The sequence below is a fragment of the Mesorhizobium sp. YL-MeA3-2017 genome (genome assembly GCF_030814575.1).
GTDB classification, from domain to species: domain Bacteria; phylum Pseudomonadota; class Alphaproteobacteria; order Rhizobiales; family Rhizobiaceae; genus Mesorhizobium; species Mesorhizobium terrae.
Genome location: NZ_JAUSVH010000003.1, coordinates 118756 through 139577, shown reverse-complemented (window position 1 = coordinate 139577; position 20822 = coordinate 118756). Strand labels below are relative to the sequence as shown.

Below are 20822 nucleotides of genomic sequence, written 5' to 3'. Positions count from 1 at the left end.
ACTCGCCGGGACTATATCGCGTCAATGCCCTGTTGAAAACCAAAAGGGTGTTTACGCCCGCCCGCCGGGGACTGCGGTTCCACCGGTAGTCGGCGAGAACTGGCCTTCAGCTTCACCCGATCATGGACGTTTCCGATGCCGCCGACACCTGCTGCGCCGCCAGATACATCAGCGCCGACGCGGCGGTGCGCCGGTTCCAGCCGGCGGACACGGCCATGTCCAGCAGGCCCGTCAGCAGCGGCTTCAATGCGCTGCGGCACTCCGTTTCATAGGCGAGGAACTCGCTCGGCGAACGGGTCGGCGTTGGAACGGATCCGATGTCGGTCATCTTGTTCATAGCATCCCCCGGAGTTATCTGCGAAATGCCCGCCCCCGGTGACGGGAGCGGGCCATGTGATCAGTGCCTCAGAAGTCCATGCCGGCGCCGGCGGGCATGGCGGGGGCGGCTTCCTTCTTCGGCTTCTCGGCCACCATCGCCTCGGTGGTCACCAGAAGGCCGGCGACCGAAGCGGCGTCCTGCAGCGCGGTGCGCACGACCTTGGCCGGATCGATCACGCCCTGCCTGTAGAGATCGCCATATTCGCCCGTCTGGGCATTCCAACCCCAGGCGAAGTCGGTCTTCTCCCGCAGCTTGCCGACGATGATCGAGCCTTCCGCGCCGGCGTTCTCGGCGATCTGGCGGGCAGGCGCCTCTATGGCGCGGCGCACGATGTCGATGCCGTATTTCTGGTCGGCGTTGTCGGCCGCCAACGTGTCGAGTGCCTTGACCGCCCTGAGCAGCGCGACACCGCCGCCGGGCAGGATGCCTTCCTCGATCGCCGCACGGGTGGCATGCAGCGCGTCGTCCACGCGGTCCTTCTTCTCCTTGACCTCGACTTCCGTGGCTCCGCCGACGCGGATCACCGCGACGCCGCCGGCCAGCTTGGCAAGACGCTCCTGGAGCTTCTCGCGGTCGTAGTCGGAAGTGGTCTCCTCGATCTGGGCTTTGATCTGCGTGACGCGGCCCTGGATCTCTTCCTTGCGGCCGGCGCCGTCGACGATGGTGGTGTTCTCTTTCTCGATCACCACCTTCTTGGCGCGGCCGAGCATCTGCAGCGTGACGTTCTCCAGCTTGATGCCGAGATCCTCGCTGATCGCCGTGCCGCCGGTGAGGATGGCGATGTCCTCCAGCATGGCCTTGCGGCGATCGCCGAAGCCCGGCGCCTTGACGGCCGCGACCTTGAGGCCGCCGCGCAGCTTGTTAACGACGAGCGTCGCCAGCGCCTCGCCCTCGACGTCCTCGGCAATGATCAGCAGCGGCTTGCCGGATTGCACCACGGCTTCGAGCACAGGAAGCATGGCCTGCAGATTGCCGAGCTTCTTTTCATGGATGAGCACATAGGGCTCCTCCAGTTCGACCCGCATCTTGTCCTGGTTGGTGATGAAGTACGGGCTGAGATAGCCGCGGTCGAACTGCATGCCTTCGACGACTTCCAGCTCGGTCTCGGCGGTCTTGGCTTCCTCGACGGTGATGACGCCCTCATTACCGACCTTCTGCATGGCTTCCGCAAGGAAGCGGCCGATCTCGGCGTCGCCGTTGGCGGAAATGGTGCCGACCTGGGCGATCTCGTCGTTCTTCGTGATCTTGCGGGCATTGGCCTTGAGTTCGGCCACTACGGCGTCCACTGCCTTGTCGATACCGCGCTTCAGGTCCATCGGGTTCATGCCCGAAGCCACGGCCTTGGCGCCTTCCCGGACGATGGCCTGCGCCAGAACCGTCGCGGTGGTGGTGCCGTCGCCGGCCAGATCGTTGGTCTTCGAGGCGACCTCACGAACCATCTGCGCGCCCATGTTCTCGAACTTGTCCTCGAGCTCGATTTCCTTCGCCACCGTCACGCCATCCTTGGTGATGCGCGGGGCGCCGAACGACTTATCTATGACGACGTTGCGGCCCTTGGGGCCGAGCGTTACCTTCACGGCATTGGCGAGAATGTCGACGCCGCGCAGCATGCGCTCGCGCGCGTCGGAATGGAACTTCACTTCCTTGGCAGCCATTGGATCACTCCTTCGATAGGCAGCTTTCGTTGACTGGTTGATATCGGGTTCGCGCCAATCAGGCGGCTTTCTTCAGCGTGGCCGCCTGTTCGATCACGCCCATCACGTCGCTTTCCTTCATGATGAGCAGGTCCTCACCATTCAGCTTGATCTCGGTGCCGGACCATTTGCCGAACAGAATGCGGTCGCCGGCCCTGACGTCGAGTTCGACGAGCTTGCCGCTATCGTCGCGTGCACCGGGGCCAACGGCGATGACCTCGCCCTCCTGCGGCTTCTCCTTGGCGGTGTCGGGGATGATGATGCCGCCGGCGGTTTTTTCATCGGCTTCGATGCGGCGGACCAGGATACGGTCGTGCAATGGACGGAACGTCATATCGTTCTCCTTCAGGACAAACAGATTGTTGAAGTTCCTCCACACCGGACCAGCAATATTGGACCGGTGCGGGGCTCGCGCGACCCTTTCGGCATCGCGCGCATATCGAGCTAGTTTTACGAATTTCCGGTTTCAAGAGGCTTCGCAAAAATTTTTGTCACTCGCACCGATCAAGTGCTAGTGCCATGAAAACACGCGGCTAATCGGAGTGCGGCAGCGCGTTTCCCGCTTGAATTTTCCGGCCGGTCGAACAAAATTATCGCAAGCTTCGCCATAGGTGAGGCTGTGAAGTCGAAACCTGTGCAAAGGAGCTTTTTGGAAAGACGGAGGATCAAGATGGACCGACAGAATCCCACACCGATTATTCCCTCTCTCGTTCCCGAAACATCCGACCTTGCGCTTGACCGGCTGCTGTCGCCGGCCAGGCATTTCAGGCATCCCGACGACGTCCTGAACGACGATGCGCTCGACATTCAGGAGAAGCGGGCGATCCTGTCGTCCTGGGCCTCCGATGCCTGCGCCGTCGAATCCGTCCCGGCGCTGCGTCGGCCGCCGGGGGCCGAGCAGCCGGTCTCCTTCGACCAGATCATGGACGCGCTATGCCGGCTCGACAGGGCGGCTGCGCCACCACGTTCGACAGGTGATCGACGGCACACTTCCGATCATCTGGATGCATGAAGGCCTGAGGCAGAGGAGACGCAAATGGTCACTGCGGTCAGCAGGGGATTCCGCCTGCAGATGGAAGGCTACGGCCTCACCACGGCCGAGATCCACTACCATCTTCCCGACCATCCGAGCCTGCTTCAGCTCTATGTCTGGCAGGAATACGATCTGGCGCCCCACTTTCCGGAACTGAAAGGCTTCCTCGGCTACTGGGAGCGTGAACTGGAGGGCGCGCTGCACTCCGTGCGCGTCGCCCACCATCGCCTCATTGAGCCGTCGGAGTGGCGGGCCGTCGACGGCGTCATCGCCATCCACTGAAGCTCATCTCGGGTCGCAGGCCGTCGATCATCGGTGCCGGACGCGATTTACGGGAAGCGCGCACTGCCGGGACCAATCCAGCCCGTTTGGCCGCCTTGAGGAAGGCTTTGTGGGCGTCGCGTGCGCTGCGCCATCCGTCTAGCGCATCCCGGCAGGCGCGTTCCGCCACGCGCCAGCTCCGCCCGCGCGCCCATTCGGGCCACTGCTGGTCCAGACACTCCAGCGCCTCAAAGCTGCTGGCGACATTGCGTGAAGCGTTGGGAAACTTGAGGGTAACAGGTTCGGGAAACCGAACGTCGTTCATCACTTCCTCCTTTTTTGGACGTCTTTTGCGAGCAAGCAATCGGATGGCGTCGTCTACGCGCATCTATGGTTGAGATGGGGACGCAGCGCGGAACATCAAGACCGTCTACGCTGGCACCGGAACGCTCAATCGTCCTCGTCGGCATCCAGCAGATCGATCAGTTCTGCGACGCGCGTTCCAGGCAGCGGCCGCCCCTCGCCCATCAGCGCCTCGTCGCCGTTGAGCCAGGCCCAGGCTTCCCGCAGCTCCTCGAAGGAAGCGCCGGTGGACAGGATGTCGGCGACGAGCGTTTCGTCCGTCGGCCCAAGGACCGATACGATCTCTTCCCGCGTCATGGACATGGTCGCTCTCCTGCGCATTGATGTGGAAGGTGCTGACCGGAAGATTCACGCCGGCGACGGCAAGACAATGCGCGTCGGCGAAGGACGTTCCGCGATCGACCTCTTGACGCGCGGAAAGCGAATTCCCAGATCGAATCCGCCGGCGCCCTTTTAGGGTCGGCAAGGTCAAGGAGCGCTCATCCTTGGCGCTCCTCGTACCCATGTTGCTCAGCAATGGAGGATATGGCTATGAGAACCGCATTCGATTTTTCCCCGCTTTATCGGTCGAGCATCGGCTTCGATCGTGTTTTCGACCTGCTGGAGAACGCGAGCCGGACGCCGAGCGTCGACAACTGGCCGCCCTACGACATCGCCAGGACAGGCGAAGACGCCTACCGCATCACCATGGCGGTGGCTGGCTTCGGCCAGGAAGAGCTAAGCATCGTACACGAGCCCAACATGCTTGTCGTCTCCGGCGAGAGAACGACGGAAGACAACGGCGACTATCTGCATCGCGGCATTGCCGGGCGGCCGTTCGAGCGCCGCTTCGAGCTTGCCGATCATGTGAAGGTGACCGGAGCTGGTCTCGTCAACGGCCTGCTGACGATCAATCTCCAGCGCCAGATTCCCGAGGAGATGAAGCCGCGCAAGATCGAGATCGGCAGCAGCAGCGGCAAAGCCGGGTCCCGTATCGAGGCTGGGACTGCCAAGGCCGTGGGCAAGCAGATCGCTGACAAGCAAGCCGCCTGAGGCAATGCGGATGAAGTCTGGCGCCGGACGTCCGGCGGCGGACGGATTTGTCAAAGATGATAGCGAGACTGACGAAAGGAGAATGACGATGAGCGTACGCGATCTTATTCCTTGGGGACGCGAGGAGAGTCGCGTCCCGAGCCTGTTCCGCGACAGCGAGCGTGATCCGTTCCTGTCGCTGCACCGCGAAGTGAACCGGCTGTTCGACGACGTTTTCCGCGGCTTCGACGGCGCCCTGCCGTCCGTCGGCAGGGCATCCGCCTTCGGCGGGAACTGGCCGAGCGTCGAGATCTCCGACAATGACAAAGAGATCAAGGTGACGGCTGAAGTGCCCGGCATGGACGAGAAGGACATCGAGATCATGCTCGATAACGGTGTGCTGACGCTGCGGGGCGAGAAGCGCTCGGAGACTGAGGACAAGGACCGGCAGTTCTCGGAACGCACCTACGGCCGCTTCGAGCGTCGTATCCCCCTCGGCTACGAGATCGAGGAAGACAGTGTCGACGCCCGCTTCAAGAACGGCGTCCTGTCCGTGACCTTGCCGAAAACGGCGAAAGCCCAGTCGCAGGCGAAACGTATTGCAATCAAAAGCTGACGCCTAGATAGCCTGGGAAGCGGCCGCCGTCGCTTCCCAGGCTATCAACTTCTCAAAATCTCAGAGAATTGGTGGCCGGCTCCTCCACCGTGACGGGGATCCAGACGATCGTATCGCGCAACTCGCGCCGGCGAACCGCGCCGTGGTTACCATTGGCGCGTTCCTTGCCGGCAATGCGATCCTGCGCTTTTCGATGGGCTTCCACCACGCAAGAAGACCGCGATCCTCGGCAATATCTGCCGAATCGTCGATCACCAGTCGCAACACTTCGGCTGCACCTCGCATATCCGCGAGGGCTTTCCCGGCGCGGTCCTGGTCAACGATCCGACGGAGACCGCCAAGGCGGCGAAGATCGCGCAGGCCGCCCGTCACCGCAGCGGATTTCGCCTGTCAAACGGCTTCCAAAACTGACCCTCGATCGGCGCCCAATTTTGACCCCCTTATGTAGTGCGCGGCGGTCAGGGTTCGCCCGGGCGGAGCTGGTCAGGGTTGCGCAGCCCGGGCGAACGCGGATGGCGCCTGGCAGCTTGATGAGGTGATCAGGCGCGGTTCTTGAAGCGCCAGGATTCGTTTCCGGTCTCGATGATCTCGCAATGATGGGCCTGTTGCGCAGTTAAGGAGAACATGCTGGTTGAGCGGTTTGGCCGTGAGGTCTGGCTCATTTTGGCTTTTGGGGTGGAGTTTGATGGTGGCGGTGTGCCTTTGGCCAGATTCTGGGCGCACCTATCGCGTGATGGTGGCCCACCGGCGCATGTTGAAGGCGATCGCCGCCATCGTCACTTGCGCTGCGGCCTTGGCCAGCCCGACGTAACGGATCGTGGTCAGCTTCATGCGGTTCTTAAGCGTGGCGAAGGTGGTCTCCACCGCCGAGCGCCGTCTCGCGATCAGGCGATTATAACGCTTGAGCCGTTCGGACAAGGGATGGTGCTTGTTGGGGCGGCGTGCAATGCGCACCGTCTTGCCCTCAGCCTTGAGCCGGGCACGGCGTGTGTGCGTATCATAGGCGGCATCCGCCCAAACCGTCTTCTCGTCGCCGCGCACCAGGCGATCGGCCACGACCGTATCGTTGACGTTGGCCGGTGTGGTGATCACCGTGCGGATCAGGCCGGAGCCCTCATCCACCCCGACATGAGCCTTGTAGCCGAAGGTGAGGCCGCTCTTGCCCTTGCGTGCGGTGACGCGGGCGTCCGCATCCCGCGACGGCCGCTCGGCTGTCGGCGGCGTCGAGACTGCATCGATCAGCGTGGCATCCAGCATCGTGCCGCGCTTCAGGATCACTCCGGCCTTCTCCAGTTGCCGGTCCAGTTCGCCAAACAGCGTCTCCAGCAGCCCTGCGCCCACAAGCAGGGTGCGAAAACGCGACAGAACCGTGTGGTCGGGAACAGTCTCCTCAAGGCCAAGTCCGACAAAGCGCCGAAATGACAACCGGTCGCCGAGCGCCTCCTCCAACTCGCGATCCGACAGCCCATAGAGCGATTGCAGCAGCAACGCTTTGAACAGAACCAGCGGCGGCCAGGCCGCACGTCCCGGCCCGCTATCGCGCAGCCGGGCAAGCAGCTTCTCGAAGCGGTACCACTTCACCAGACCCGTCAGCCGGTCGAGCGGCGAGGTGCCATCAGAAAGCTTCCGACCCAGAAACGCTTCCGCCAAGCTCAACTGGCCCGTCTGCTTCAACGCCATTGCGATCCCTCTCCGTGCTTCCACTGCAGAGAATCACAACCAGACAATTACGCAACAGGCCCAATGATGGGTGAGACGGTCGAGCAGCGCTGTCGTCATCTTGGCGTCGCCGAAGACGGCGGGCCATTCTCCGAACGCCAGGTTGGTGGTGACGATGATCGAGGTCCGTTCATAGAGCCTGCTGATCAGGTGGAAGAGCAATTGCCCGCCGGCCTGGGCAAAGGGCAGATAGCCGAGTTCATCGAGCACGACGAAGTCGAGCCGGGTGAGGTAGTCGGCGATACGGCCCTGCTTGCCGCCGCGGTGCTCGGTCTCGAGCCGGTTGACGAGATCGACGACGTTGAAGAAGCGGCCACGTGAACCGTTGCGGATCAGGGCGCGGGCAATGGCGATTGCCAGATGCGACTTGCCGGTTCCGGTGCCGCCGATAAGCACGGCGTTGCGCTGGTCGGCGACGAAGGTGCCGTTGGCAAGGTCCCGGACCAGCACCTCGTTGACAGGCGTACCGTCGAAGTCGAACTCATCGATATCCTTTGCGATCGGCAGCTTGGCGACGGTGAGCTGGTATTTGATGGAGCGCGCCTGCTTCTCGGCGATCTCGGCCGACAGCAGATCGCCGACGATCCTCGGCGGCTCGTGCTGGCGCTTGATGCCTGTCGCCATGACCTCGTCATAGGCGCCGCGCATGCCATAGAGCTTCAGCGTTCCCATCAGTTCCAGAACCTGGGTGCGTTCCATCAGCTTGCCCTCCTGAGGCTGTCGTAGCGGGCGCAGTCGGCCTGCGGCTCATGCTGCAGGCGAAGTGCGTCCGGGGTGAGGATGGTCACGGCCGGCGCCGGATCACGCCGCCGCGCCAGGATGTTGATGATGACGGCGGATGAGCAGACATTCTGATCGAGCGCTTCCTGGCAGGCAGCCTCCACGGCATCGATGCCGTCGGTCAACACCGTGGCCAGGATCGACACCATCTGCCGATCGCCGTCATGCGCCGCTTTTAATCGGCGTCGGATACGCTCCATCGCTGGTGGCAGAGCCCAGTCCCGGAATGGCGCGCCGTTGCGCAGTGCACCGGGCTTGCGGGCAAGCACAGGGACGTAATGCCAGGGATCGTAGATCGTCTCGCTGCGCCCGAAGGAGCGGGCATGCTCGGCGACGACTACGCCGTCCTGGCGAATGACGATCCTGTCGGCATAGGCATGGATCTCGACCGGGCGGCCGACCGCCGTCGACAGCACCGAGTATTTGTTGGTGTCGAAGCGAACCGTGCAGGTCTTCGACACCGAGGCCGGCACCGTGTGGAATCCGTCGAAGGGGCCGCGATACTCGACCAGCTTGCCGCGCTCTTCCTCGAACACGTTCCAGATCGTTCGTTCCGATTGCTCGACGTGACGGTGCGCCTTGGCATAGGCGACGCACTTGTCCTGCAGCCAGGCGTTCAGCTCCTCATAGGTCTTGAAGCGCAGCCTGGGCGTGAAGAAGCGCTCGCGCACCAGCCCGACCTGGTTCTCGACCTGACCCTTCTCCCAGCCGGACGCTGGCGTGCAGGCGACCGGCTGCACCAGATAATGACTGCACATCTGCAGAAGGCGGCGATTGTATTGGCGGTCCTTGCCAACAAAGATCGTTTCCACCGCCGTCTTCATGTTGTCGTAGATGCCGCGCGTGCAGGCGCCGCCGAAGAAGGCAAAGGCCCTGTCATGGGCGTCGAACACCATCTCCTGCGTCTCGCGCGGATAGGCCCTGACGAACATCATGCGGCTGTGGCAGAGCCGGACATGGGCGACCTTCACGGTCACCGTCACGCCGTTGATCAGGACGATCTCGTGGCTCCAGTCGAACTGGTAGGCCTCGCCCGGCGCGAAGAACAGCGGCACATAGGCGTCCGCCGTCGCCGACCCCTGCGCCTTTGCCCAGCTCTTCGCGTAGCGGCGGACGGCGTCATAGCCACCCTCGTAACCGAGACTGCAAAGCTCTTCGTAAATCCGGATCAGTGTCAATTGCTCGCGCGCCGCCTTGCCACGGTTGCCATTCAAAAACCCGTCAAGCTGATCCTGCCACGGACCGATCTTCGGCTTGGGCTGCCGCTCGCGTTCGTAGGAGAACGATGTCTCATTGGATCTGAGAATCTTGCGGACGGTGTTCCGCGACACATGCAACTCGCGGCAAATCCGCTTGAGCGACCATCCCTGCACATGGAAGGCGCGCCGAACCCGGGCAATCGTATCCACCGACTTCATCCCCACACCATCCGCTCGCCACGACGAGCTGATGGTCTCAAATCAAAGCATCAGGGGGGGTCAAAATTGGACGCCGATTCCCCGGCTTAGGGGGTCAATTTTGCATGCCGATTCACAGTTTGCTCATCGCCGTTCGCAGAATCTGTAACCAGGCTCCCTGAAATACGCGCAAAACCGACAAATGCGAGGCGAGCCTCTTCTATCGACACTTGCTCAGCGATCGCAGCCGAGCAGCAATTCATTGCGGTTCGATAATCGTCCCCCCGTCGACTGACCGGCCACTCGTACAGGAAGAGCATCGCGTCCTCGACAGAGGCGACCTCATAAACGATCTGAGTAGGTGGCGACAACACCCGCACGCAATCGAAGGAATGCAAACTGCTCATCGCGCTCCTCCAACTCCGTCAGGCTTTACTTGTTCCGCTGAAGCTTCGTTTTTGGGCAAACCGTTAAGCGTTTACTTCACCGTGATGCTCATGCCGAATCTCGCAACTCCGTGGAATCATGTGAACCTCGGCTCTTCAACCCCCTACGAAACGGCCTCTGGTGATCCGATCGGATCAGTGTAAGGCTGGAGTCGGCTTTGCGAATTTCAGATCAGGCATAGTGATGCGGTGGCTACATGGTTGAAGCGGTTTCCGAGCGCTGCGAGTGCGGCTTGAGGCCGGGCTGAATGGCATGGGATTTCGAAGGGGCGATACTTTTCTTCACCGCGTTCACAAATCAACGGCAAGCTTTTCTGATCCAAGCCTGCCTTTAACACGTAAATATCTTCGTGAAGTAGGCGTGCCCGGACTAAATGCAGATTGCACTTGGTTTGGGTAAAAACACTTTGGTCGGGCACGTTCATGGACACTCAACAAAACGTAAATCGATCAGTGGCATGGCTCAGAGCGTCGATAGCCGTCCTGCCGGTAATCGCCGCATCGCTTTTGGGTCAGTTGGCGACATACCCCAATCTTGCCTCATGGTATGCGGGGCTCGTTAAGCCGTCATTCAACCCGCCGAACTGGATTTTTGCCCCCGTCTGGACCACCCTCTACGGATTGATGGCGTATGCGGTCTGGCGCATTCTGAAAGTTGCTGACAGGGCCACCGAGCGCCGTATCGCGCTGGCTTTTTTCTTCGTTCAGCTCGCACTCAACGCCTTGTGGTCGTGGCTTTTTTTCGGCCTGAACAATCCGCTGGCAGGCCTGCTGAACATTGTACCGCAGCTCCTGATCATTTTGGTAACGATAGAGCGGTTCCGCAGGCTCGATCCCGTTGCCGCTGCGTGCCTGGTGCCGCTCGCGGCGTGGGTCGCGTTCGCATCGCTGCTGAATTTTGAAATCTGGCGCCTGAACGGCTAGCGGCAGCAGACAATGGCCGCCGAAACGCCTTTTCCCGGGTCCGAACGTCCTGTTATCGTCTGGTTACGCGACGATCTCCGATTGTCCGACAACCCGGCTCTCACCGCTGCCGCGAATTGTGGCCGCAGGATCATCTGTGTCTTCGTGCATGACGAGGAATCCGAGGGGCTACGCCCGCTCGGTGGCGCGGCGCGATGGTGGCTCCATGGCGCCTTACAGGAGGTGGACAATGCCTTGCGCGCCCGTGGCGGTCGTCTTTGCGTCTACAGAGGGGTTGCATCGGCGGTCATGCCTCAGCTTGCGGCTGACAGCAAGGCGGCGGCGGTCTACTGGAACCGCCGCTATGGAGCGGGGGAGCGCCGCGTCGACGAGGCCGTGAAAACCGCCCTTAAAACACAGGGGATCGAGGCAAAAAGCTTCAACGGCCACCTGCTTTACGAGCCGTGGTCGATCAAGACAAAGTCCGGCACCCCGTTCCGTGTTTTCTCCGCTTTCTGGCGCGCCGCACATGAGGCCGGCGAGGCCAGCCAGCCGCTTGACGTACCTTCGCGGCTGAACCTGTTCCATGGCCCGTGCAGGCAGGCGTCAACACCGCGCGTCGAACTTGCCGATCTGGCGCTGGAGCCCTCATCGCCTGATTGGGCGGGCGGACTGCGCTCGAACTGGCGACCCGGAGAAGCCGGCGCCCTGGCCCAGCTCGAATTCTTCCTCGAAGAGCATTTGAACGAGTATGCCGACCTCAGGGATTTTCCCGGCCGTTTGGCCACATCCCGGCTTTCGCCCTATCTCCGCTTTGGCAACATCTCGCCCCGGCAGCTGTGGCACGCCGCAGAGGCCGCCGCCAATGCGGCCACCAATCCAGGGGTGCATCGAAACCTCGAAAAATTCCGATCCGAATTGGGGTGGCGCGAGTTTTCGTACCACCTTCTTTATTACAATCCCGAGATATCGAGCCAAAACCTGCAAACTAGGTTCGACGGCATGCCTTGGCGGACAGATGCCGACGCAATTCGAGCGTGGCAGCTCGGCAAGACGGGCTATCCCATTGTCGATGCCGGCATGCGCGAACTTTGGACGACGGGGTGGATGCACAACCGGGTGCGCATGGTGGTCGCCTCGTTCCTGGTCAAGCATTTGCTGATCGACTGGCGACAGGGCGAGGCTTGGTTCTGGGATACGCTTGTGGACGCCGATCCGGCCAACAACGCGGCGAGCTGGCAATGGGTCGCCGGTTCCGGCGCGGACGCCGCACCCTACTTCCGCGTTTTCAATCCGGTTCTGCAAGGTGAGAAATTCGATCCCGACGGCCGTTATGTCAAACGATGGCTGCCGGAACTTGACGGTGTTTCCTCATCCGTCGTCCATCGACCTTGGCAACGTGGCAGCAAGGTCGAAGTCTATCCCGAAAGAATCGTCGAGCACGACTTCGCCCGTCAACGCGCTCTCGACGCGTTCAAGGGCCTGGGTTGACTACAACCACCATGCCGCTCATCCGCGTGACAGGATGTTTATTGGCCGCACGCTTGAAGTCAGGCCGTCTCAAGACGAACCGGACGAATCCGATATCAGCTGCATTCGCTCATTTCCGAGAGAAAAGCGGCAGCGGCTTCGTAGAGGTCGCCGTGAGCCCAGTCGTTCCTGCTCCCGATATCGTTTGAAAAAAATACGGCTAAAGCTTCATTGTCTCTCTCAGATTCAACGCTGACGGGACGTTGCGAACGGGCGATGACCAAGTTGTTTTGATACTCGTCGGTTCTAATCGAAACAAACTCTAAAAATGACGGTTGGAGATAACAGCCCGTCTCCTCCAGCAACTCTCTCGCGCCAGCTTCCTGCCAAGTCTCGCCACGCATCTGATAGCCGCCTGGCAGTCCCAGCAATCCGTAGCCAGGTTGCTTGGCGCGGCGGATTACGAGCAATTCCCTTGTGGCATTGTGGGCGAGCACAAAGACGGTTGTCGGCGTGTTGTCGTAAACTCGCAGCTTCGGTGTGACCGGCAAATTGGACATCATATACTTTCTCTACGCGTCGTTCTCTTCGTCTCACCCTTTCTTCTTGCCGTAATAAGTCACGGCGTGGATCCAGTCCAGACCGGCTAATCTCTCGCGGCGGTGATCCGCTTGGCCCTCCCGCCCGTAAACGTAGTTGGGAATCTAGGAGGTCAGATTGAACGACATTCAGAAGGAAATCGAGAAAATCCGCAAGTCGCTTCACGATCATCCTAAGCGTGAGCTTCTATTCGAGCTCGATACACTGCTTTCGGTGGCGATAGAGGAAGTGAAGCGCCTGAAGGCAAACGGAATTATTTAGAGAAAAACGTAAGCGTAAGGCACTCTCGCTTGCCCATGCGCATGCAAGCTAATTCTCGTAATGGATCATCTAACCTTGGCTGAGAACTTACCCTCCAACCATCCGACGGTGAAATTCGGAAAAATCGGTGTCCTACTGATAAATTTGGGCACGCCGGATGCTACCGATCCCGCTTCGATACGCCGGTATCTCGCAGAATTCCTGACGGATCATCGTGTCATCGAACGGTCTCGCTGGCTCTGGTATCCCATACTCTACGGCATTGTGCTGAATACGCGACCGAGAAAAGTCGGGAAAGCATACGAGACGATTTGGAACAAGGAAAAGGACGAAAGCTACCTGAGGACTTTTACGCATAGCCAGGCTTTGCAACTTACCAAGAGACTCTCGGATCTTCCGACGGTACAGGTTGAATGGGCGATGCGCTACGGCCAACCGTCTATCCGGAGCAAGATCGAAGAGCTTCAGAAATCCGGCTGCGAAAGGATACTTCTCTACCCACTTTATCCTCAATATGCGGCCGCGACGACCGCGACGGTGAATGACGAAAGTTTCAGGGCGCTGATAGACCTTAGATGGCAGCCGGCAATCCGCACGGTGCCGCGATATCATGACGATCTCGTCTATATCGATGCTGTCGCCCATTCGATCGAAAGCCATTTCGCCACTCTCGATTGGGAGCCGGAGATATTGCTGACCTCCTACCACGGCATCCCGGCGTCTTATTTTGCGAAGGGTGATCCCTATCACTGCCAGTGCCACAAAACGACGAGACTGCTCAGGGAGCGTCTCGGCTGGAGCAAAGACCGGATAATGGTGACGTTTCAATCGAGGTTCGGTCCGGAAGAATGGCTCCAGCCATACACCGACAAAACCGTTGAGAAACTGGCACAAGAAGGAACAAAAAGAATTGCGGTAATCAATCCGGGCTTTGTTTCCGACTGCCTGGAAACGCTCGAAGAGATTGCAGTGGAGGCGAAGGAAACGTTTCTTCACAGTGGCGGTGAGCGGTTCACCCACGTGCCGTGCCTCAATGACGGTGCGGACGGTATGAAAGTCATAGAGCATATTGTCCGAAATGAATTGGCAGGCTGGGTTTAATGCGTTTTAAAACACAACGAAATCGTGACGGTCGACGCGCCAGATCAATCACAGGGCCTTTTCGTCATAAGCCTTCGATAAATGTATGCGCATCTTGCGTGATGGCCTTCACGCGATCTTTTGGCATCCGGTCAAGCGTTCGATACGGCATGCCCATGCGGGGATTTTGCTCGAGATAAGAGCGGTTCTCGATTAAAAAACTCCAGTAGAGAAAATTGAACGGGCATGCGCCAGGGCCGTTCTTAATCTTGGGACTATATGCGCAGGTCCCACAATAATCGGACATTCGGTCGATATAAGCGCCGGATGCAGCGTAGGGTTTTGATGCCATCAAGCCGCCATCGGCGAACAGAACCATCCCATGTGTGTTGGGCAATTCAACCCAGTCGAAAGCGTCCGCGTACACCGCCAGATACCACTCCTCAAGCTCGGCCGGACTAACCCCTACGAGCAGCGCAAAGTTGCCGGTGATCATCAGACGCTGGATATGATGAGCATAGGCGTTTCGCCTGGTATCGGCTATCGCTGTGGCGAGACAGTTCATGTCCGTTTCGCCGGACCAGTAGAACCACGGCAGCGATCGGACTGCGCCAAGAGCGTTCGTTTCGGCATAATGTGGCATCTTTAGCCAGTAGATTCCGCGAACATATTCGCGCCAGCCGAGAATTTGTCGGATGAACCCTTCGACTGAATTGATCGGCGCCTCACCACGGCGAAAGGCGTTCTCAGCCGCTTCACAGACTTCGCGAGGGCTCAACAAGCCGATGTTCAAGTAGGGCGAAAGCAATGAATGAAAAAGAAATGGCTCATGTACCGCCATTGCGTCCTGGTAGTCGCCGAAAAAGGGAAGCGCTTCAGAGATAAAAAAATCTAGCGTCGCGAGAGCTTGTTTTCTGGTGACCGCCCATGCGAAGCCCTCGAGATCGCCAAAATGGTCCGCGAAACGCACCGCAACCATCGACATAATCTCGCGAGTGATCGCGTCCGGCTCTGAGCCGAAGCGTTCGGGCACTTTAAGAGTGTGCGGCAATTTTTTGCGGTTATCAGCATCAAAATTCCAGTGACCGCCGCAAGGGCTCTCACCGTCCATCAGTATGCCGTTTCGCCGGCGCATTTCTCGATAAAAATGCTCCATCCGATAGGTTTTACGCCCGTCCGCCCATGCTTGAAACTGACCCACCGAGCAAAAAAAGCGATCATCTTCTCGAACATTGACATGCAGTCGGAGCTGTTCGGGCCACCCGTCCACCATTTTTCTGACCCGCCATTCGCCGGGTTCAGTAATGACGACGCAATCTGGTTTGAGACGGGCAATCGCCCGTATCAGTTCACCGGTGAAAGAGCCCGTGTTCGCCTCATCGTCTAGGCGGACATAGTCGACCCTGAAGCCGTGTTCACGCAATTCGTCTGCAAAATGCCGCATAGCGGACAAGATGAAAGCGATCTTCTGTTTGTGATGTCGAACGTATGTCGCCTCGTCCGCGACCTCGACCATGAGCACCACATCTTCCCGAGGGTCAAAACCCTGCAGCGAAGAAATGTCATGGCTAAGTTGATCGCCGAGGATAAGAGCGATCGTCCTGGCCTTTGCTGCTTTCATCGCGATCGATCAGTCTGCTGTGCCCGTTGTCTCGCCAGCGACAATACGGGCACAACGGCTGAGCAGATAGAGAGATCTCCGCGACGGCATTTCCAGGTCGACCGAGCGGCTACATAGACGCATTGATTGCCTTTCGGTTTGGCGGCCCTTATCACTTACAGGCCGCCTTGGTGGCTCTCTTGTGATTATACTGTTATTCGTCGGCTGGTCCCTTGCCACTATCAAATGGCCGATCTCAAAACCGCTTCTGTTCCATTGCTATCTTCTCCGTGATTGCGGCCCGGAGGATCGTCGCGAATATATCTCAGACCACCGATCGCCAGATCGCAATGAAATGCCCGGCCTATTGCGACTAACCCGACACGTTTCAACCGATGCGTATCAAGTGGAATAGCGGTGCGATAGGGTACAAAGTCGCTAAACCACAGAACTACCGTCCGCCAATCTGGATATGCCGTAAAATCGTGGCGGTACGACTGCCAGGATCTTTCCAGATAATCTGTTCTCAGATGAACGTTGTAGACCTCGCCGTTGCCAAACACGTCTATCGCGATCCCGTCCCAGCCACTTGCATCCACAACATGGGCCGTCGGCGAGAGATCGAGGGAGGCTTGAAGAAATCCTCCGTTGTTTTCCAGGTTGACGTCTCCGCGCATACGGATGGCGGACCGGCCTGCAACTTCCTCGCGAGTCATCACTCCTTGGGAAACTCCACCCATTACTGTGTCTGTAACAAATTTCCATTCGCTACCAATCGCAGCGACTGGTGGTTCCCTGCTGAGGTCATCTATCATAGCAGTGGCAGGCAACATATTTCCGTCCCTATCGCGTGATGGCCAACTTAACCTTTGGTTCGCAGACGAGAGCGTCCACCATCCACTCCAATCACTTGCCCCGTTATCCAGCCGGCTTCGGGTGACAGAAGGAAATCGACAAATGCGGCGATATCGTCGGGCTCACCAAGACGGCGCATCGCATGCAATTGTGCAATGGCGTCTGCCACCTGAGGCGAATTGGTCAGCGACTGCGAAAGCGGCGTCCTGGTTAACGAGGGGGCTACGCAGTTGACGCGAATTGCTGGCGCGAGTTCCGCCGCCATCGCGAACGTCAAGCCTTCCAGGGCTGCTTTCGCCATAGAGACGGACGCATGAGCGGCGAATCCCTGCGAGGCTGCGACCGAGGAGATCAGAACCACTGAAGCCGCGCGGCTCTGTTTGAGGCTTGGAAGATGAGCCTTCATCGCGAGCGCCGCACCTACGGCATTGAGCCGGAAGTCGCGCACGAAGTCATCTTCGGTCAGGCGGCCGATCGGCTTCAGGTTGATCGACCCTACCGCGTAAACGAGACCATTGATGGGCCCGTGAACTTCCGAAGCGACTCGCTCGAAACTGCCTGGGGTCAGCACGTCAACAGCCGTAAAGGTTGCTCCAGTTTCCACCGCGAGTTTTTGAAGCCGGTCGGTATCGCGCCCAACGAGATGGACACTCTCACCCCGTTCGGTAATGCGGCCGAGAATGGCCGTACCGATGCCGCCCGAACCGCCGTAGATAACTGTTGTTGCCATTTGACTTTTCTTTCTTGTGCCTGGAGTGATTTCACGACCAGACGAACCCTTCGCCCTCCCTCAGTCCTTGGCTATACGTTCCTGCATTGGCAGACGTCTCGCGAACTGCACGATCTCGGAATGCGCACGATCGCGTCGGTCCATAAAGCGTCGATCCGGTCGATGCAGGATTCACTGAATTCAGTGATTTTTCTCCAGTACCGGCCGTCTTCGACGAAATAGCCTAGCTTGGCCTCAAGTGACTTTGCTGCGGCTTCGGCCTCCCGAACGACCAGTCCTGAAAATATCTGCTTCAAGGCACTGACCCGGCGCGTGGTCAAACGCGAAAGAGTTGCCAGTGTCGTGCGCGGAAGAGTAAGCCTGCTCTGTGGACGGCTGGAAAGGTTGAGGCAGAGTGTCCCTGCTCGCAGGGCCGTCACGAACAGGCGACTTGATTTCGCTTCAAGAGAACGCAGCGTGACGTCTTGCCGAAGCGGATCAGCCGTTCCATTGCCGTAAAAATGCGTGCCTCCAACCCCGGAGTAAATCATGTCACAGCCAAGAAAGACGAGAACGTCTGGCTTCAACGCATGAAGCGCCCAATACGCAGAAGTAAATGCCATGGTTCCGCCTGCATAAACGAAACCGCCGAATTCGTTCTGTGCAGGAACAAATTCGTCTGACGTGACCCTCGAAGCAGATGTTGACTGCATGGCGGGTAACCGATCACTTGGGAAGTCGTCAGGATATATCAAATAATCCCAATCGTCGCGGATAGCCCACGCATTGTTTATGGCTACTATCGACGCAATCGCGGAACGATCCCAGGCACGAACTTCCAAAGCATCAGGTGCGCTGCCGAGTACAAGAACGACATTCGGCTTTTGCTCTATCGTTTCCATTGAACCGGGCGCTGCTTGAACAATTTTTTCCTAACTGCTGCCTTTTACGTCAAATCGAGCACTTTGGATCTCATGCTCCGTACGCCACGGGGCTGGACGCTTCTCTGTTGCCGCAAGATCGCAGGCGTAGAGATAAATGCCTCCGTACCATCGGCAGGAGTGGGGCGATCGTGGCCAATTTAGTTTACAGCAGCCGAAGGAACGTGTTGCCTCTGCTTTCTTATGCCCGACTTTTTTCTGCGTTTCAGAGTGGGCCGGGCAATGCGGTATACCAGCAGCAGCGAAAGTAATGTCAAATAGATATACTGCTGCGGTGATAAAACTTTCGTCGCAAGATAAAAATGTAACCCTCCGCATAGAGCGACAAGGTAGATGAGCCGGTGAAGTCGGAGCCAGTTCTTCCCCAGCCTGCGAATGGATAGGCTGTTGGATGTGACCGCGAGGGGCACCAGAAGAGCGAATCCTGCCATTCCGAGCATAATGAAGGGTCGCTTCATGACATCCGCTATTACGGCGTGCAGTGCCATTTCCTGGTCTAATACAAGATAGACCGTGAAATGAAATAGCACATAGTAGAAGCACAATAAGCCAAGCGCTCTCCGATAACGTATGAGATTCAATCCGAAAATCTCGCGCAACGGCGAGATAGCAAGGGTAAGAACCAGAAACCGCACCGCCCAAAAACCGAGGAACAGCTCGAACGTCTTTACTGGATCGGCTCCAAGATTCCCCGTGGCGCCAAGATAGAATTGCCATGCGGCTGGCAGGAGCCCGGCCAGATAGAGCAGCCAGATGGCCTCGTCGTGCCAGCCACGCCTCAAGGTGGAAGTTGGACTCATCAGAAATTCGCCTTGAGGTCCATGCCGTTGTAAAGGCTGGCCACCTCGTCGCCATAGCCGTTGAAAATCTCTGTCGGAATTCGATTTGAACTGAAAAAACCGCTACTCCCGATGCGCCTTTCAGTCGCCTGGCTCCATCGCGGATGGGGTACGTTCGGGTTTACGTTCGCATAGAATCCATATTCATTGGGCGCCGTCGTGTTCCAGGTATTCGACGGCTGCTTTTCGGTCAGGCTGATGCGGACGATCGACTTGATGCCTTTGAAGCCGTACTTCCAAGGCACGACGAGACGGATGGGAGCTCCATTCTGATTGGGCAGTGTTTCGCCATAAATGCCCACTGCCAGAATTGTGAGTAGGTGACGCGCCTCGTCGAGCCTCAACCCTTCAATATACGGCCACGCCAACGATTGGAACAGCCCTTTTTGGCCTGGCATTTCGTCTGGCCGGACTACTGTCTCGAATGCAACGTATTTGGCGCTGCCCAGCGGCTCAACCTTGTCGAGAAGCGCCGCCAGCGGAAAGCCATCCCATGGGATCACCATCGACCAAGCCTCAACGCAGCGCATTCGATAGACCCGTTCCTGCGGTGGAAACATCTTCATAATGTCGTCAAAACCGAAGGTCGTCGGTCGGGCAACCATGCCATCGACCTTGATGGTCCACGGCAGCGGCTTGAAGGACGCGGAGTTACGTGAAGGGTCTGATTTATCCAAACCGAACTCGTAGAAATTATTGTAGGTGGTCACGTCGTTTCTGGGCGTCAGCTTTTCGGCAACGGTGTAATCCGTTTTCGCGGCCGATATAGGAGCTGAGGCCGCCACCGAGGGTACAATCGAAGCAACAGCGGCTCCAGCGCCATAGGAAATAAACGACCTTCGAGAGAGCCATGCATCCTTGGCGGTGATACATGATGCCGGAATTTTGGGCGGGCGATAGATCATCGACATCTCCGGGAAATTTTAGGCTACGGGCATGGGGGCGAACATCGTCACAGAAGCGAATAAGTATCGCGGGCGACGTTCCAAATGGGCAATCATGAGCATCGAGCTCAATGTTCTTGCCACGCCACAATCATACGCCGATATCGAGTCAAAATGGGCGGTACGCCGTCAATCAGAGCACCGCCCATGTCTGATGCCGCTTATTTTGGCAAAAGAACGGCGTTGACGACGTGGATCACGCCATTTGATTGCATCACATCCGGAATGGTCACCTCTGCGGCGCCACCAGATTCATCGATGATGTAGACATGTTTGCCTTTCAGTTCGGCTGTCAGCGAATCTCCGCTGACTGTCGTCATGTTATACTTGCCGCCGTTCTTCTTGATGTCGCGAATAAGATCCTCGGCAGTGACCTTTCCGGCCACAACATGAGCGGTGAGGATTTTTACCAGCTTGTCCTTGTTTTCCGGTTTGAGAAGCGTATCGACAGTCCCCTTAGGAAGCTTTGCGAACGCCTTGTTGGTCGGTGCGAACACGGTAAATGGTCCCGGTCCTTCGAGCGTCTTCACGAGGCCTGCTGCTTTGACGGCAGCTACAAGGGTCGTGTGATCCTTCGAGTTGACGGCGTTCTCGACAATGTTCTTGCTGGCGTACATCGGCGCGCCGCCTACCGTTGGATTGGCCGCATAAGCGGTTCCGGACATCGCAAGTGCCACGGAAAACATAGCGGCTTTCAACAACTTCATAGTCATAGAGTCCTCCTTGTTTCACTGTCATCTGACAAAGCTTTGTACGAAGGCCCCTGCGTTATGGATTTCCCGGTAAAGTAGATTTGAGTTACCGCGTGCCGATCATCGGCATCGAGACTCGCTATCGTTGCTCTTGTCAGCGGCAGGAACGCGTCGCGCGAAACCGGTAGGCGCCCGATGCTGATGGAAAGTTTGTTGCTGGTGACCGCCC

General features: G+C 58.5%; 25 protein-coding genes and 1 pseudogene. 8 read left to right on the top strand and 18 right to left on the bottom strand.

Going from position 1 to position 20822, the window contains the following annotated elements; genetic code table 11:
• Window positions 1–112: 112 nt before the first annotated feature.
• The 3 genes from QFZ88_RS28170 to QFZ88_RS28160 form a co-directional block, all read right to left on the bottom strand.
• Window positions 113–337 carry a hypothetical protein gene (locus QFZ88_RS28170; protein WP_065996791.1) on the bottom strand — a complete coding sequence of 75 codons (225 nt, stop codon included), beginning with the start codon at window positions 335–337 and terminating at the stop codon, window positions 113–115.
• A 68-nt stretch (window positions 338–405) separates the two neighbouring features.
• The gene (gene groL, locus QFZ88_RS28165; RefSeq protein ID WP_065996792.1) at window positions 406–2034 is read right to left on the bottom strand and encodes a chaperonin GroEL; all 1629 of its coding nucleotides are present in this window, start codon (window positions 2032–2034) and stop codon (window positions 406–408) included.
• A 58-nt stretch (window positions 2035–2092) separates the two neighbouring features.
• Window positions 2093–2407 (bottom strand): co-chaperone GroES, encoded by a 315-nt coding sequence (locus QFZ88_RS28160; RefSeq protein WP_065996793.1) that lies wholly within the window; start codon window positions 2405–2407, stop codon window positions 2093–2095.
• Between the two features lie 336 nt (window positions 2408–2743).
• On the opposite strand from QFZ88_RS28160, the gene QFZ88_RS28155 reads away from it, so the two are divergent.
• Both QFZ88_RS28155 and QFZ88_RS28150 read left to right on the top strand, forming a co-directional pair.
• Window positions 2744–3085: a hypothetical protein gene (locus tag QFZ88_RS28155; protein WP_065996794.1), complete on the top strand. Its 342-nt coding sequence runs from the start codon at window positions 2744–2746 to the stop codon at window positions 3083–3085.
• Window positions 3086–3109: 24 nt separating this feature from the next.
• Window positions 3110–3388 carry an usg protein gene (locus QFZ88_RS28150; RefSeq protein WP_065996795.1) on the top strand — a complete coding sequence of 93 codons (279 nt, stop codon included), beginning with the start codon at window positions 3110–3112 and terminating at the stop codon, window positions 3386–3388.
• On the opposite strand, the gene QFZ88_RS28145 is transcribed toward QFZ88_RS28150, so the two are convergent.
• Both QFZ88_RS28145 and QFZ88_RS28140 read right to left on the bottom strand, forming a co-directional pair.
• A complete protein-coding gene (locus tag QFZ88_RS28145; protein ID WP_083237628.1) occupies window positions 3372–3692 on the bottom strand; it encodes a DUF982 domain-containing protein in 321 nt (106 codons plus the stop codon). The genes QFZ88_RS28150 and QFZ88_RS28145 overlap by 17 nt on opposite strands.
• A 125-nt stretch (window positions 3693–3817) precedes the next feature.
• On the bottom strand, window positions 3818–4033 hold the full coding sequence (locus QFZ88_RS28140; protein WP_065996796.1) for a hypothetical protein: 216 nt from the start codon (window positions 4031–4033) through the stop codon (window positions 3818–3820).
• 228 nt (window positions 4034–4261) lie between these two features.
• Here QFZ88_RS28140 and QFZ88_RS28135 point away from each other — a divergent pair, with 228 nt between their 5' ends.
• Entirely contained in the window at window positions 4262–4762 is a 501-nt protein-coding gene (locus tag QFZ88_RS28135) for an Hsp20 family protein (RefSeq protein WP_065996797.1), read from the top strand.
• 88 nt (window positions 4763–4850) lie between these two features.
• Window positions 4851–5357: an Hsp20/alpha crystallin family protein gene (locus QFZ88_RS28130; protein ID WP_065996798.1), complete on the top strand. Its 507-nt coding sequence runs from the start codon at window positions 4851–4853 to the stop codon at window positions 5355–5357.
• Window positions 5358–6080: 723 nt separating this feature from the next.
• On the opposite strand, the gene QFZ88_RS28125 is transcribed toward QFZ88_RS28130, so the two are convergent.
• The 5 genes and pseudogenes from QFZ88_RS28125 to QFZ88_RS28105 form a co-directional block, all read right to left on the bottom strand.
• Window positions 6081–7037, bottom strand: a complete 957-nt coding sequence (locus tag QFZ88_RS28125) for an IS5 family transposase (RefSeq protein WP_083237629.1) — start codon at window positions 7035–7037, stop codon at window positions 6081–6083.
• 33 nt (window positions 7038–7070) lie between these two features.
• Window positions 7071–7775: an IS21-like element helper ATPase IstB gene (gene istB / locus QFZ88_RS28120; RefSeq protein ID WP_065996799.1), complete on the bottom strand. Its 705-nt coding sequence runs from the start codon at window positions 7773–7775 to the stop codon at window positions 7071–7073.
• A pseudogene (gene istA, locus QFZ88_RS28115) lies at window positions 7708–9274 on the bottom strand (IS21 family transposase). Before istA ends, istB begins: the two are co-directional and overlap by 68 nt.
• Window positions 9275–9360: 86 nt before the next feature.
• Window positions 9361–9660, bottom strand: a complete 300-nt coding sequence (locus QFZ88_RS28110) for a DUF982 domain-containing protein (protein WP_065996801.1) — start codon at window positions 9658–9660, stop codon at window positions 9361–9363.
• Window positions 9661–9866: 206 nt separating this feature from the next.
• A complete protein-coding gene (locus QFZ88_RS28105) occupies window positions 9867–10124 on the bottom strand; it encodes a hypothetical protein (protein ID WP_139116431.1) in 258 nt (85 codons plus the stop codon).
• Between QFZ88_RS28105 and QFZ88_RS28100 the strand changes: the two genes are divergently transcribed.
• The gene (locus tag QFZ88_RS28100; RefSeq protein ID WP_065996802.1) at window positions 10123–10623 is read left to right on the top strand and encodes a TspO/MBR family protein; all 501 of its coding nucleotides are present in this window, start codon (window positions 10123–10125) and stop codon (window positions 10621–10623) included. The genes QFZ88_RS28105 and QFZ88_RS28100 overlap by 2 nt on opposite strands.
• Before the next feature lie 12 nt (window positions 10624–10635).
• Complete coding sequence (locus tag QFZ88_RS28095; protein ID WP_065996803.1) at window positions 10636–12093, top strand: cryptochrome/photolyase family protein; 1458 nt, start codon at window positions 10636–10638, stop codon at window positions 12091–12093.
• A gap of 95 nt (window positions 12094–12188) precedes the next feature.
• Here the strand turns inward: QFZ88_RS28095 and QFZ88_RS28090 are convergent, their stop codons facing one another.
• Window positions 12189–12635 carry an NUDIX domain-containing protein gene (locus tag QFZ88_RS28090; RefSeq protein ID WP_065996804.1) on the bottom strand — a complete coding sequence of 149 codons (447 nt, stop codon included), beginning with the start codon at window positions 12633–12635 and terminating at the stop codon, window positions 12189–12191.
• A gap of 154 nt (window positions 12636–12789) precedes the next feature.
• Between QFZ88_RS28090 and QFZ88_RS28085 the strand changes: the two genes are divergently transcribed.
• Window positions 12790–12933 (top strand): hypothetical protein, encoded by a 144-nt coding sequence (locus QFZ88_RS28085; protein WP_167523830.1) that lies wholly within the window; start codon window positions 12790–12792, stop codon window positions 12931–12933.
• 60 nt (window positions 12934–12993) lie between these two features.
• Window positions 12994–14034, top strand: a complete 1041-nt coding sequence (gene hemH / locus QFZ88_RS28080; RefSeq protein ID WP_065996805.1) for a ferrochelatase — start codon at window positions 12994–12996, stop codon at window positions 14032–14034.
• 64 nt (window positions 14035–14098) lie between these two features.
• On the opposite strand, the gene QFZ88_RS28075 is transcribed toward hemH, so the two are convergent.
• From QFZ88_RS28075 to QFZ88_RS28045, 7 genes are all read right to left on the bottom strand, one after another.
• Window positions 14099–15634 (bottom strand): cryptochrome/photolyase family protein, encoded by a 1536-nt coding sequence (locus QFZ88_RS28075; protein ID WP_065996806.1) that lies wholly within the window; start codon window positions 15632–15634, stop codon window positions 14099–14101.
• A 221-nt stretch (window positions 15635–15855) separates the two neighbouring features.
• On the bottom strand, window positions 15856–16446 hold the full coding sequence (locus tag QFZ88_RS28070; protein ID WP_083237630.1) for a CIA30 family protein: 591 nt from the start codon (window positions 16444–16446) through the stop codon (window positions 15856–15858).
• 29 nt (window positions 16447–16475) lie between these two features.
• Window positions 16476–17198, bottom strand: coding sequence for an SDR family NAD(P)-dependent oxidoreductase (locus QFZ88_RS28065; protein WP_065996807.1), 723 nt, complete (start codon window positions 17196–17198; stop codon window positions 16476–16478).
• Window positions 17199–17269: 71 nt separating this feature from the next.
• On the bottom strand, window positions 17270–18079 hold the full coding sequence (locus QFZ88_RS28060; protein WP_065996808.1) for a hypothetical protein: 810 nt from the start codon (window positions 18077–18079) through the stop codon (window positions 17270–17272).
• A 179-nt stretch (window positions 18080–18258) separates the two neighbouring features.
• Window positions 18259–18918, bottom strand: coding sequence for a protein-methionine-sulfoxide reductase heme-binding subunit MsrQ (gene msrQ / locus QFZ88_RS28055; protein WP_065996809.1), 660 nt, complete (start codon window positions 18916–18918; stop codon window positions 18259–18261).
• Window positions 18918–19862, bottom strand: coding sequence for a protein-methionine-sulfoxide reductase catalytic subunit MsrP (gene msrP, locus QFZ88_RS28050; protein WP_065996810.1), 945 nt, complete (start codon window positions 19860–19862; stop codon window positions 18918–18920). The genes msrQ and msrP overlap by 1 nt, the downstream gene beginning before the upstream one ends.
• A gap of 200 nt (window positions 19863–20062) precedes the next feature.
• Window positions 20063–20614, bottom strand: coding sequence for a fasciclin domain-containing protein (locus QFZ88_RS28045; protein WP_373426422.1), 552 nt, complete (start codon window positions 20612–20614; stop codon window positions 20063–20065).
• Window positions 20615–20822: the final 208 nt, after the last annotated feature.